Origin of the sequence: Maledivibacter sp. (assembly GCA_025210375.1) — a bacterium.
In the GTDB taxonomy this organism is placed as follows: domain Bacteria; phylum Bacillota; class Clostridia; order Peptostreptococcales; family Caminicellaceae; genus JAOASB01.
On record JAOASB010000045.1, the window covers coordinates 1 to 13,751 of the forward strand.

General features: G+C 30.3%; 15 protein-coding genes. 3 read left to right on the forward strand and 12 right to left on the reverse strand.

The features are described 5' to 3' along the window. Nucleotides 1-208: 208 nt before the first annotated feature. From N4A68_15555 to N4A68_15585, 7 genes are all read right to left on the reverse strand, one after another. Nucleotides 209-430 (reverse strand): YdbC family protein, encoded by a 222-nt coding sequence (locus tag N4A68_15555; GenBank protein ID MCT4565713.1) that lies wholly within the window; start codon nt 428-430, stop codon nt 209-211. A 91-nt stretch (nt 431-521) separates the two neighbouring features. After that, a complete protein-coding gene (locus tag N4A68_15560; GenBank protein ID MCT4565714.1) occupies nt 522-1,685 on the reverse strand; it encodes a TraB/GumN family protein in 1,164 nt (387 codons plus the stop codon). Nucleotides 1,686-2,097: 412 nt separating this feature from the next. Further along, nucleotides 2,098-2,853 (reverse strand): hypothetical protein, encoded by a 756-nt coding sequence (locus N4A68_15565; GenBank protein MCT4565715.1) that lies wholly within the window; start codon nt 2,851-2,853, stop codon nt 2,098-2,100. Between the two features lie 200 nt (nt 2,854-3,053). Further along, on the reverse strand, nt 3,054-4,103 hold the full coding sequence (locus N4A68_15570) for an ABC transporter permease (protein ID MCT4565716.1): 1,050 nt from the start codon (nt 4,101-4,103) through the stop codon (nt 3,054-3,056). Further along, on the reverse strand, nt 4,100-5,317 hold the full coding sequence (locus N4A68_15575) for an ABC transporter permease (GenBank protein MCT4565717.1): 1,218 nt from the start codon (nt 5,315-5,317) through the stop codon (nt 4,100-4,102). Before N4A68_15575 ends, N4A68_15570 begins: the two co-directional genes overlap by 4 nt. Beyond that, nucleotides 5,292-5,963, reverse strand: coding sequence for an ABC transporter ATP-binding protein (locus tag N4A68_15580; GenBank protein MCT4565718.1), 672 nt, complete (start codon nt 5,961-5,963; stop codon nt 5,292-5,294). Before N4A68_15580 ends, N4A68_15575 begins: the two co-directional genes overlap by 26 nt. After that, nucleotides 5,964-7,355 (reverse strand): hypothetical protein, encoded by a 1,392-nt coding sequence (locus N4A68_15585; protein MCT4565719.1) that lies wholly within the window; start codon nt 7,353-7,355, stop codon nt 5,964-5,966. A gap of 278 nt (nt 7,356-7,633) precedes the next feature. Between N4A68_15585 and N4A68_15590 the strand changes: the two genes are divergently transcribed. Then, the gene (locus N4A68_15590; protein ID MCT4565720.1) at nt 7,634-8,266 is read left to right on the forward strand and encodes a hypothetical protein; all 633 of its coding nucleotides are present in this window, start codon (nt 7,634-7,636) and stop codon (nt 8,264-8,266) included. A 141-nt stretch (nt 8,267-8,407) separates the two neighbouring features. On the opposite strand, the gene N4A68_15595 is transcribed toward N4A68_15590, so the two are convergent. After that, on the reverse strand, nt 8,408-9,355 hold the full coding sequence (locus N4A68_15595) for a DegV family protein (protein MCT4565721.1): 948 nt from the start codon (nt 9,353-9,355) through the stop codon (nt 8,408-8,410). 262 nt (nt 9,356-9,617) lie between these two features. Here N4A68_15595 and N4A68_15600 point away from each other — a divergent pair, with 262 nt between their 5' ends. Next, nucleotides 9,618-10,547, forward strand: a complete 930-nt coding sequence (locus N4A68_15600) for a lysophospholipase (protein ID MCT4565722.1) — start codon at nt 9,618-9,620, stop codon at nt 10,545-10,547. A 184-nt stretch (nt 10,548-10,731) separates the two neighbouring features. Here the strand turns inward: N4A68_15600 and N4A68_15605 are convergent, their stop codons facing one another. Both N4A68_15605 and N4A68_15610 read right to left on the reverse strand, forming a co-directional pair. Then, nucleotides 10,732-11,307: a phosphate propanoyltransferase gene (locus tag N4A68_15605; GenBank protein MCT4565723.1), complete on the reverse strand. Its 576-nt coding sequence runs from the start codon at nt 11,305-11,307 to the stop codon at nt 10,732-10,734. 131 nt (nt 11,308-11,438) lie between these two features. Next, complete coding sequence (locus N4A68_15610; GenBank protein ID MCT4565724.1) at nt 11,439-12,017, reverse strand: flavodoxin family protein; 579 nt, start codon at nt 12,015-12,017, stop codon at nt 11,439-11,441. 282 nt (nt 12,018-12,299) lie between these two features. On the opposite strand from N4A68_15610, the gene N4A68_15615 reads away from it, so the two are divergent. Beyond that, on the forward strand, nt 12,300-12,674 hold the full coding sequence (locus tag N4A68_15615; GenBank protein ID MCT4565725.1) for a class II SORL domain-containing protein: 375 nt from the start codon (nt 12,300-12,302) through the stop codon (nt 12,672-12,674). A gap of 97 nt (nt 12,675-12,771) precedes the next feature. Here N4A68_15615 and N4A68_15620 read toward each other — a convergent pair whose 3' ends face one another. Both N4A68_15620 and hpt read right to left on the reverse strand, forming a co-directional pair. Then, entirely contained in the window at nt 12,772-12,945 is a 174-nt protein-coding gene (locus N4A68_15620) for a hypothetical protein (protein ID MCT4565726.1), read from the reverse strand. 160 nt (nt 12,946-13,105) lie between these two features. Then, nucleotides 13,106-13,645, reverse strand: a complete 540-nt coding sequence (gene hpt, locus N4A68_15625) for a hypoxanthine phosphoribosyltransferase (GenBank protein ID MCT4565727.1) — start codon at nt 13,643-13,645, stop codon at nt 13,106-13,108. Between the last annotated feature and the right edge of the window lie 106 nt (nt 13,646-13,751).

The following is a 13,751-nucleotide window of genomic DNA, read 5'->3' on the forward strand; positions in this document are numbered from 1 at the left end:
AAATCATATATAGTTAATATGAATGGCAATTCCTATAGACTAAAAGAAACAAAGCTTTGGCTTCAAAATCAATAATTTTTTTTACTCCCCTAGGGGAAAGTTTAATTAGAAATTAGGGGAATTTTCAATTGACAAATACAATTTTTCTCTTTAAACATGAATTCAAATAAAAACTTAGGGGCTTTATTACATACCCCTAAGTTTTTATTTATAAATCCATTTTATTTAGTACATCCCTTAACTTCTTTAAATCTTCCTTGGTCAGTGTTATGCCCTTACCCATCTTTTCATGCTCTGGAGCCCAGTCCCTAAGATCATACTTAGGTGTTCTTTCATTCCAGCTAATAAGATTTAGCTCTTTTGCCCACCCCTTTGGGGACTCAGTTAAAACTCCTATATTTTCAACTATTTCATATTTTATATTAGCCATATATTAACCTCCATATTCATTTAGTTTTCTCTAAATTCTTGTCAGTGTAAAAGTTCTTTTTATTAATTTTTTAGGCTACCATAATTATATACTATAAACTATTTATAAATAGTCTTACTATATCAGTTCCACTAACCATAGTACCAAGAACACTTCCTAGGTTAGCTAATACTACGACCAATAGGGTTCTAGTTACTTTATTCTTCCAAAATCCCTTGATATTTAAAATATCATCGGACAAGCTTTCAAACTCCTTTACGCTTGGTTTTCTAACTAAAACTTCGACTAGTCCTGCAAACCAACCAGCGGCAATGAGAGGGTTTAATGAGCTTATGGGAGCTGCTACAAAGGCTGTAAGTATAGAAAGGGGATGAGCAACTGCAATAGTTGCACCTAAAGCTGATAGGCTTCCATTCCAAAGTACCCAGCTTAAGACTTGTTTTACACCCATATCTTTATTGACAAAAAATGTATACCCTATCAAAAAAATAATAACTGCCGGTATAATCCACGAGATATATTTACCAATATTTCTTTGTTTAGGTAGTTTGCTAAGTTCTTTTAAATCATTTTCTTTGTATATCTCTTTCTTAACTCCAGGTATATGAGCCGCCCCTAGAACAGCCACTATTTTATTTCCCGGTGCATTTTTTATTTTTTGAGCCAAATATTTATCCCGCTCATCTACTAAACTAGTTTTTAATCTAGGCATATTTTTTGTCATTTCATTCAAAGCCGAATTTAGCATATCTTCCGATTTAAGTTTATCTAAATCCTCCTCGCTAATCTCTTCATTATCAAATACACTGTAAATTAGTTGAAATACTAATTTTGATTTATCCCATAGATTAAGATTTGCTAGTATCCTCTTGAAAGTCACATCTATATTTCTATCTGCTAGTACGATTTCAGCATCAACTTCCTTAGCTGATTCAATTCCCTGCATCATTTCTTGACCTGCTTTAACGCCCAGTTGTTTAGCTATCTTCTTCTGATAAGAAGCCATTATTAAATTTATTAAGAACAATAATGCTTTTTTTTCTTTAATAATCTTAATAATATCCATATTAGCCCATCTATCTTTATCAAATAGGGAATCATATCTTGATTGACAAAGCTCAATACAAACAGTATCGGGCTGTTCTTGTTCAATAATGTTCTTTACTTCCTTGGCACTATTTTGTGATACATGGGCTGTGCCAACTAAGATAACTTCTTTATCATCAAGGGTTAATTGATGTATGTTATCACTCATCATTAAATCATCATCTCCAATACTCAATTAATATTTACAAATACATTTGTTAAATCCCTTATAGATATGTACTTGAGGGAATTGCATAACTCTTACTTGGCACAATTGCATAATATATATGGTATAGCTTTGAGGATTTTAAAACTACATGTAGTAGATGGTTTTTATAGAAAGTAATTATGCAATTTGCTCTATTTGTAAATATTGCATATAATATAATCATATTTTATCAAATAGCTAAGTAGAAGTCTATTTAAAGTCTCTTAATTTAATTTCCAACTATAGATAAACAATATTAACATTTTAAATTTATTAGCCCTTAAAGTTATTTATCTATAATTGTTAAAACCGCTATTGCCTATATAATAGCGGTTTTAACAATTAGTTAGATTTATCCATGCAACTTCTTAATCTATATGTAGAAATCTAAAGATTTTCTATTTTTATCTTTGCTATCCTTCCCATTCTCATTCTTATTTGTATCTTCTATTTTGTTTTCCTTCTCTGCTGTATTATTTTCTTCTTCACTGGACCTTTTAATTTCTTCCTGAATTTCATTCCCGTATTTTCCCATATTTTTTTCTATTTTTTCTATTCTTCCTTCTATTTCTACAAGTTCTTCTATCTTATCAGAAACATTTGCCCCTCTAGATGAATCCGCTCCTATCTCAGCATTTTTGACACGGGCTTCTCCCTTTAAATATGTTCTTAATTTTGAAAACCCTTTAATCTCTGAATAAATATTATCTATCTTTGTTAAATGTTCAACCCTTGAAGAATCAACTCCACCCTTATTTTTATTATCCTTTTTCTTTCTTTCATCTATTTTATTTTCTTGCTTTTCAGTAGTTTCCTTTAACTCATCCTTTTTAGTAATACTTTCTAATTTAGCTTGCCGTATTTGAGAATCTATTTCTTGAATTTGTTTTTTTATCTCAGTAATTCTTTCCTGTTTAAGTTTATAGTCACAGTCACTCTCTTTTATCTTCCCTATTTGCTCCACTAATTTAGATTTTTGATTTTCAAGAGCTTGAATCCTTCTATCCTTAGAAGCCAACGGTTTTTTAGCTTCCATGGATTTTTTTTCCTTTTCTCCTACATTTCTATTTGATCTAATATTACTAGCCGAAATATGATATTGGCTAGATGAAATTCCTTTGATATCCATAATATCCCCCCAATTTAAATATTGTCCATATATATTATCGGACAATATAATGAAATTTTTGATATTTTTTTCTAAATTATAGCATAATATCCATTCGAGCAAATTACATAATTACCTTCTACAAAAACTATCTACCATATGTATTATGCAATTCTGCCAAGTAAGAGTTATGCAATTTCCTCATTCAATAGTATTAAAATTTAAAAATTTATATACCACTTAATGGGAAGAATCCAAGAAGCATAGTCAGCTAATCTATGTATCCCATTCAACAATCCACTACCTAAAATAATTGAAATTAATAGATACACTTGACTAGCTAAGCTGTAGCTCTTCTTAGAACTAAAACCAAATCCTATCAGTACAACTATTAGCCAAGTACAAAGGCTGTAAAACACAGTAACCAATACAGTAATAACAAAACCATATATCCCCTGTTGTTCAAAATATCCCATAGTGAAATATGAAACAATAAATCCAGGTATTATATTTAAAAGCACTAATATAAGACTGGAAACATAATACTCTATCTTCCTTAAACCACACAGCTCCAGTCGCATTATTATTCTTTTTTCTCTATCATCAACTATCATTTTTCCGAAACTAATAATCAGAAAAATGATGGTACTTGCCCAAAGACCTTTGAAAGCAATTTCACCCTTGGTCTCATTATCGGTAAGCAGACCTTTCCCATTATTTATATCCTCTATCCTTAAGGATAGTATTCTATTATTGTCTATTGATTCTTCAAATCTTTTTCTGAATTCTTCCTCGTTAAAATCAGAATCTAAATCACGAATCCTGCTAAAGGCATCTACATATAGCCATTTTCGCACTACAATAAGGCTTATCTGATCATTTATCCATTTAACGGCTGTAGAGTTACTTTCCTTATGGGAAATTAATGTATCATCAAATTTTCTATTCATAATATTATTATGAAATCCTTCTTTAATTTCATAAACTGCATCATATTTTCCTCTGGAAAGTCTCCTCAAGCTCTTCTCTAAGTCCTTCTCAATAGAAAGCTCTATCTCATCATATCCCTTTATATCATCTATAAGGGAAGCTGAAAGATCGGTTTTATCATGATCTATAATAGCTATACTATATACCTTTGATGGGCTTCTCGTTTCCCCATCAATATATGTACATATGAAAGAAATCAAAAGTGGGATTATAAAAATCATTAACAAATTTCTTTTTGTTAGAAACTCATTCCTGATTTTCATTTTTAATAAAGCATTCATTCCACATCCCGCCTTTTCCTATGTGAATATTTAATTAATATAATTAGCAATATGAAATATAAGGATATTACTAAAACTCTTTCAAATGTCAAAGTATATCCTAATAGCTGATGGTGTCCTATAGTTAATATATTAAACCTGCTTAATAATTTGAATACCCTATCCATAGAACTAAGTGGTAAAATAATTCCACTAGTAAATATAAGTAGTGAAAATACTATAAAAAAGCTTACATCCCTTATTGTGTCATTACTTATAGCTATATAGAATATTATAACTAACATATTGATAATGGCATTGAGCATAGTGGAGGATATTATAAACCTCAGGAAGACTCCTAAGGAAAAAGTATCAAAGTAAATTAAATATAATGTTTGGAATAAAATCAAAAGTAGGGTTGAAAAAGCTACCCCGGCAATTATTTTTGCAAAGTATACATGCCAAGGGCTAAAACCACTACTTAATACTCTTCTTATTCTCCCTTTATTGAAATCATCATCTATATCTATATGAAACATTATTGCACTTATTATAGCCACAATTATTAAAGCTGCAGAAAAGTAATAGTTAATCAATGCTGTCCCATAAAATTTATCCAAGTCCGTAGAATCCTCAAATACTCCACCCCTTGTAAGAAATGCACTCATATAACTTAGTGCTACCCTATTAAGTTCCTTTATTCTTCCATCAAAATCAAGACCTTCAGACTTCATAATATCCCAATATATCATTGCTCCACTTTGACCCTCATTCAATACTTTTACCAGGTTTTTCAAATAATCTGTAAGAAATCCTACGACTATATCTGAAGAATCTTCAATATATAAATTAAATGATGTAGCTTTGCCACTATTTAATAGTTCTGTGGTTCCTTCATCCACATGTATTACTGCTATAACTTCCCTTTGTTTTAGCATCTTAAGTCCACTCTCAAGGGTAGTCTCTTCAAAGTTAATTATTCCCTTTAGCTTATTTTCTGTTATATTTTTCATAAGAGTATTTACTTCAAATGAATTATCTTCCACAGCAATGGCTACCTTTGAGTGGATTTTAACTTCATTGTTTCTTGAAATAAAAATAAACATGTTAACAAATAGGATAAGTAATAGAATCAGTAAAACTACATTGGAGAGTTGGTTTAAAATTCGTTTCACTTCCATTTTTGTCAACATGCTTAATTTATTGTATTCAGATTTTAAATTTGATTTTATCATTGAAATCACCAAAATATTCTTTTTTTCCATTCTTTAATATTAGTAGCTTGTTACATGTATTCTCAATAAATTCAATTAAATGACTTGTAATAACTATAATCTTCCCCTGTTTTCCCATGGTAGATATGATGCTTTCAATATCTCTCCTAGCCATATAATCTACACCCACAACGGGTTCATCCATAAATACAAATTTGGGATCTCTGAGTAATCCTATCCCAATATTCACTCTTCTTTTTGTTCCCCCAGATAATTTAGATACTTTAGTATTAAATTGTTTCATCAAGTCTAAGGATTTGGATATATCTTCAATCTTATTAAGTACAACTTTTTTGTCACTACTTATAGCTGCACCAAACAACAAAAGATTATCCTTTATGGTAAGATCCTCATAAAGAGCTATATCTTGAGGCACATAACCAATAATTTTTTTGATATCATCATTATATAATTTATCATTAAGGTAATATGAAACACTTCCACTTGTGGATTTCATAATGGTAGCTAAAATTGAAATCAATGTGGATTTGCCGGCCCCATTAGGGCCGACAATACCTAAGACATCTCCATCCTCAAGCTTAAAGCTCACATCATTTAGGATGATCTTATTTTGTATAGTTTTACATAGATTGCTTACTTCAATCATTTAAATTCCCAATCCATTTAACATAAATGGTAGAGTCATTTGAATTTGATTTATCATCCCATCTATATTATTGATAATTTGCTCACTTTCCTCAGCAGGTAGTACCTTTGCTTCTTCTTTTATATCTGATACTAAGGCTTCTACAGCCTCTCCCCCAAATAATTCAGAGCCTAGGTTTTTTATTACCTCTTGGGCTATTTCTTGTGTTAACGCTTCATCATCTTTAAGCTTCATTAGATTAACTTTATCAGATTCTTCCTTTGGCGTACTAACTTTAACATCTTTGCCAAATGCATTATAAGAAACAACTTCTTTTATCTTTATGAATTCTGATTGCATACCCAATTCAATCTGTCTCATGATATGTTCTTTATCAATAGCTATTATACAATTACTGTCATATTTTTTAAGAGCAGCAAATTCTGGTTGTGAAGGGATTGATTTAAATTCACTAATCACTTCATCTATACCTTTCTCCCAGTTATTAGCTATCTCATCTTCCATTTCCTTTATTCCTTCATTAAATTCTTCTTCAGTTAATCCAAACTTTTCATAATCCTTGTTTTTAATCACTAGATCCTTAAATTCCTTAACTCTTGCTTCTACTAAAGCTTTTACAGCTGCATCCTTCTTAGCAATTTCAAGAATATCTGCATATACATCATATATATCTACTATATTGATGTTTAATTTATATTTAGTTACCTTCATTTCTTTTTGCTCACCATAAACATTTAATGCTATAGTATTATCTCCATCAAGCTTTTCAACCTTGCCTTGTAGGTAATCATAAATAACCTGCTTGTATGGTTGATAATTTTTGACTACAGCTTTATAAAGATCGTCTTCTTTTCTAATTAAATCTAAATACGCCTTGAAATCAATATCATTTAAATTGTAATCGTAGCCTTCTTCTTTTAGTACTTCGTTAATATCAACATATAATGATTTTTTATAAAGCTTAGGTAATTCTATCCCAAGCTCCCATGGTTTTAGGTAAAATTTACCATCTATCAATGTTTTTCCATTATAGTTCATTCCAAGACCTGCGTCCATTTTAAATAGTTCGTTACCTTCTTCAGTTATCATGTTAATGTCATAAAGAATTTCAAACTTTTTAATTAATGAGTTTGCAAATTTAGCCATAGCTTCTGGATCTTGAGACATATAATCAAATGCTCCTTGTTCCAGTGCTAATTTTTCATCAAGTTCAGCTGTAATGGAAACAGTTGCATTTGCGTTTGTTTCCTTTCCTGTTTTAATAGAACTGTGCATAATATGATTAATTGGGTCTTTGGTAATCATATTGTTCTTTACTACTGGGTAAATCCCTAGAGCAGCTACACATACTACAACTACTGCTAAAATTACTGCCATTGTTTTTTTATTCATTTTAAAATCCCCCTCTTTATTTGTTAGCACTTCGAAATGTAAATAATGCTTACATTTCATCTGTACCCAAATTCAACGTACTTACATATAATACAATTTTTGAATTGCTTTGGCAATGCTTTTAATAAATTATTAAGATTTGTACTTTCCTACAAAAACAGTTATAGGGATTTTATAAATTAATATAAAGATAGACCCCTTTCTCACCGAAATATATTATATAACTTAAACCTAGGTACCTATAGAAAGTCTAGGTTGCAAATGAGGGTGATGCTAATATGAAGGTTTCATCATTAAAAAAAGATAGAATTCGTACTAGTTTTGTAGATCGTAATACCTCTGTAAATAAAACCGATGCCGTTAAATCTGTCTCATCCATACCACCAATAAAAAACTCTGCCTATTATTCATCAGAAAATCATCTGATATTTTATGACCAGTTTTATGAAAATCTTAAGGAATTAAGGAAGGAGTATAAGAAATTTTATCATGATGAACAGCTCCTTGAAGATGCCATAGAAAACTTTGATAAGGATAAATTGCTTGATAGCATGAAAGCCTTAATATCAAATTATAATAATGCGATAAGGTCCTTGACCTCCTTTGATGAAACATTTGGCACTAATCAAGTAAGGAAAATACAGGGAATTCTCGTTGATTATGAAAACAAATTAGAAAACCTAGGTATATATATTATTGAAGGAAAAGAGCTTAAGCTTAATGAAAAAAACTTTATTAGAAATATAGAAAATAATGAACATGTGCTAGAATTTTTATTTGAACCTACTAAAGGAATCATATTAAAATTATTTTCTGCATTTAAAAATATCAGAATACCAAAAAGAAAAGCTTTAGAGAAATTATATGAAAATAGTAACTATACAGGTATGCTCTTAGATAATAAAACTTAGGAATGTAACTGTTTGTACAAATTTTTGCTATTCTAAATTTTATCCCTTATCAAGGACAATTCATTAAACCCAGATTATTTATAGTAAATTCAAAACTACTTGTATTTTTCAAACTTTCTATAAATAATCTGGGTTTAATCATTACATTTTTATCTTTTTGAATAATTCATTTTTCTTTTCAATAAGACCATTAACTTCATTTACTAGTAGATTATCTTTTTTATGACCTTTTTCCACAAAGTACATGGATATAGCCCCAAGCCCAACATGGTTGCCCACAGCCACACCCATCTGCATTATATAGATATCCCCCCTAAAGTCTGTCTCCTTTAAAATTTTATGCTTTAAATTTTGAGCTATTTTAATATCTGAAGTATAGCCAATTATAATAAAATCAGTGATTCTGCAATCATTTCTATCTATAAATTCATTAACATAATGGGAAAGAACTTTTTTGAGTCCCCTTTCTTTAGCAACGATTGATCCCTTTCCCTTTTGCATGCTCATTATAGGCTTAAGCTTCAATATCTTACCTATAAAGGCACTGGCATTTGTGAGCCTACCACTTTTGATTAAATGGGATAGGTCATCTACACAAAGAAAGTGCTTTACATTTGTCTTATAGTCCTCATTAAATGCTACTATTTCTTCAAAGGTAGCACCTGCTTCTCTTAATTTTGCACTTTTTAGAATTAACCACCCGCTTCCGTGACTCATGGACTTTGAGTCAACCACATGAATCTTAATATTTGAATTGGGATTCTCTTCAAAATAATATTCCTTAGCAATCACAGCAGATTGATAGGCCCCGCTAGTTCCACTGGACATACAAATACATAATATATCTGTATACCCTTCTTTAATTGATCTATATATTATATCTAAATATTCAGTAGGACTTGGCATTGCAGTAGTTGGATTTTTATTTAAATCCTCAATGATCTCATAAAAATCATTGGGTTGTATATCAATTTTATCCCTATACACCTTTCCCTCTATATTGATTGTTAAGGGAGCTAAACTAATATCATACTTTTCTAAAACTTCCTTTGACAGATCACAGGTTGAATCAGCCATAATTTTTATCATAAATAACCTCCAGTGATTAATTATTTAACAAAAAAGTAAATATTTGTCGAACATTGTCATTCGTTGGTTAGATAAATATTACCATAATTTTATATTAAATGTAAGTGGAACTTTCTATGCTCTATAACTTTAGTTTATATAAGAATGGCAATAAATATTTTACATTTACTTGAGCCTATATATATATGATGCATAATAAACTGATTTATATTATAATTGAGGAAATCATATTGTAAATTTTTTGATTTTGGGGGAGATGGGCATGACAATGAAAAGCTTTAGTTTAAAATCCAGGGATAAAATAGCCATTCATGTAAACAGATGGGCTTTACAAAATAATATTAAGCCTAAAGGAGTTGTTCAAATTGCCCATGGAATGGCCGAGCATATTGAAAGATATAGTGACTTCGCAATGGAATTAACCAAGAATGGCTACATTGTATATGGTAACGACCATAGGGGCCATGGAAGAACAGCAAATTCTCTTGAAAGCTTAGGATATTTTGCTGATAACGATGGATGGAATTTAGTAGTTGAAGACATGCACGGGCTCACAAACATGATAAAAAATGAGAATAGCCAGTTACCCATTTTTCTTTTTGGACATAGCATGGGATCATTTCTTTCAAGGTCTTATATTCAGAGATACGGTAATGAAATCAATGGAGTTATACTTAGTGGAACCGGTGGTAATACTGGAATTTTAGGTGATATAGGTATATTTGTAGTGAAAAATGAGATTAAAAAAGCGGGTAAAAAATTCAGAAGTAAAAAAATGGATAGGCTTTCCTTTGGAAGCTTTAACAAAGCTTTTAAACCAAATAGAACGGATTTTGACTGGCTAAGTAGGGACAATAAAGAAGTTGACAAATATATCAATGATGAATTATGTGGTAAAATTTTTACAACTGGATTTTTCTATGATATGCTGACTGGTATTAAAAATTTAAACAAAAAAGAAAATATCAAAAGCATACCAAAGGCATTACCAATATATTTTATCTCTGGTGACAAAGATCCTGTGGGTAAAAACACTAAAGGAGTTCTACAGGCCTTTAATTCCTATAGGAAAGCTGGAATTAAGAATATAAAATACAAATTTTATAAAGATGCTAGACATGAAATACTAAATGAAATAAATAGAGAGGAAGTTTATAAGGATATAATTGAATGGTTAAATGAACATTGTTAAAAACAAAACCATATGATGATGCTTTTTCAATCTAAAAACTAGTATCAATACAAAACCGTAGCAATCCACACAAATCTGTATTTTTTGCTGCGGTTTTATATACATTTCCCAAAGTTAAAGTCTATACTAAAATCCCTATATGTACAAATTTAAATGAAATTTCTATATAATTAAAGTAGTCCTACTACTTAATAATCTCTACCATATCTCCATTTCTAAGTCCAGCGGCATTTCCCTCTTCTAAATCAACATGAATTTCTAACGCATAGTTTGACTTTACCCTAGCTAGAACATTTTCAAAAACTAGACCTCTTTTTCCTTCAACACGTACCTTAACTATATCCTTATCATTAATTCCAAATTTTTCTCCATCACTAGTATGCATATGAATGTGTCTTGCAGCAGCAATAATACCTTCTTCTATTTCAACCTCACCCTTAGGCCCTACTATTTTAGCTCCTGGACTTCCTTCTAAATCACCGGAATCTCTAACTGGAGGCTTAACTCCTAATACAAATCCATCAGCAAAAGATATCTCAGCTTGAGTTTTATCCCTTGCAGGACCTAATACTCTCATCCCTTTAATTGTCCCCTTAGGACCTACTAGGTCAACTTTTTCTTCACATGCGTATTGTCCTGGTTGTCCAAGATCCTTAAATCTTGTTAATTCATGGCCTTCCCCAAATAACACCTCAATATGCTCTTGGCTTAGGTGTATATGACGGTTAGATAGACCAACTGGAACTAAAATCTTGCTCATGTTTCTTCCTCCTTCAAACAGTTATTGTATACATAATACATTAAATATTATGATATAATTTTTACGCTATGTCAAATAATTATTACAGAACTATAATAAATTTTATAGTTCTCACTATATCATCCTTCTTTTTATAGCCCTAACTCACATAATCCTCTTCCCATATTATAGGCTTTTTCTAAAACATCACTTCTGTTGGCTACAGAAATATTATCAGTATTATCTATGAGTAAGGACTCAACGAACTTTGTCCCAGCGGCTTTAAAAAACAAATCAGCTACTTTTACAGCTCCTATAAAGCCATCTTCTTTTTGCCTAGATCCAGCAGTACATATTAATAGCCCTATCCTATTTTTTTGTGTGTTAATCATCGGCTTCTTTAAAATAAATTTACTAGCCCAAAGGGCATGACAACGATCAATCATTAGTTTACTAATACTACTTACTGAATTAAAGTATAATGGCGAAGCTAATATTATTATATCGGCTTCATCAAATTCTCTATATAAGCTATTCATATCATCATTATATATACAATATCCTTTTTCCCCACAACTATAACATCCTATACATGGATTGATCCTAAGTTTCACTAACTCATATTTTTTTATCTTATTATTATGCCCCTTGAGGCCTTCTATAACCTTTCCTAATAGTATATCCGTATTTCTATTTGTTCTTGGACTACCGAGCAATGCTAATACCCTCAAATTTCTAACCTCCAACAAAAAAATCTTACATAATTCCATGTCATTCATAGAAGATTTAAAGCTACTTGCACTTTTTCAAACATTCCATGAATAATCTGGGATAAATTTCTTCAACTTTAAATATACTATAACTAATGCATATTTCCAAGCCTTAACAAAATCATTCCCAAAATAAAATTTATTATGTTGAAATAATAAAATCAGTATTTAGTTGTTTGATATTTAATTTTTGGGATATATATAGAATATACAAATTGAATTTAAAATAATGGAGGTTATATAATGAAAACATTAGGTCAATTTTTACAAACTGGAGATTGGAAAGGTGAGAAGCATGTTCCTGTAATACATGCACCAGAAAAAGTTACTGCTGGTGAAGGTTTTGATTTAAAGATAACTATAGGTGATGAAATCAAACATCCAAATACTTTAGAGCATCATATCTCATGGTTTAAAGTATTTTTCCATCCAGAAGGAGCGAAATTTCCTGTTGAAATAGGCAATTATAAATTTACTGCCCATGGAGAAGGTCAAATATACGATGAGCCAGTTGCATTAACAAATGTTAAGCTTAATAAATCCGGTACAATATATGCTTTAAGCTATTGCAACATCCACGGTCTTTGGGAAAATTCTAAAGAAATAGTAGTTGAATAAAACAAAAAACCCCTTGTGTTAGGGGTTTTTATTATCTAATGACCTCAAGAATCTTGGAACTTTTTAGAACTACAAAAGGCGCTTTTAGCGCCTTTTATTATGCCATAGCCTTTTCTAATTTATTGAGATGCTGCAGTGGAAAATGTTTTAATAGATCCTTAAACTGCTCAACTGTCAATCCTGAAGTTGTAGTGTAAATCCTTATTTTTTCATCTACTCCTGCATTTATAAATTTCTGTTTTATAGCTTCAAACTCAGATGTTGTAGCCATATAATCACTCCTCAAGATTTTTTTAAGCATTATTATTATTAGTGCTTTGGAGGATTTTATACTATAGAAATTTATTAAGCTAAAGTGGTTCATATTTAATACATAATGTATTGTAATTGATTATACAGCATTTTAAATAAAAAGTGCAGCTTTAGCACTATTATTTACTGTAAACCTCTTGCTTTAATGAAGCTATATATGGTAGATTTCTATATTTTTCTGCATAATCAATTCCATAACCAACGATAAATTCATCTGGAATTTTGAATCCTATATAATCAACATCGATATTTACTTTCCTTCTCTCTGGTTTATCAAGTAAAGTACAGATTGATATGCTTTTTGGTTTTCTAGACTTTAAATTTTCTAATAAGTATTTTAATGTCAAGCCCGTATCAATAATATCTTCTACAATTAAAATCTCTCTATTCTCTATACTAAAATCTAAGTCCTTATTTATCTTAACTACACCGGAACTCTCAGTAGAATTTCCATAACTTGAAACATCGATAAAGTCAACAGTAACGGACATATCAATTTTTCTTACTAAATCACTAAGGAAAATATTGGCGCCCTTTAAAACGCCTATAACAATTATGTCTTTTCCTAAATAATCTTTGCTAATTCTTTTTCCGAGTTCTTCTACTTTTTCTTTGATTTTTTCCTCTGAGAATAAAACCTCTTTAACATCATTCTTCATTTGCGACACCATCCTTTTAATTACTACAAATATAATAATATCATAAAGACTACATAAATTTTATAAAATCTTTATAGAAACAAATTTCTTAGTTCAATATTTATTT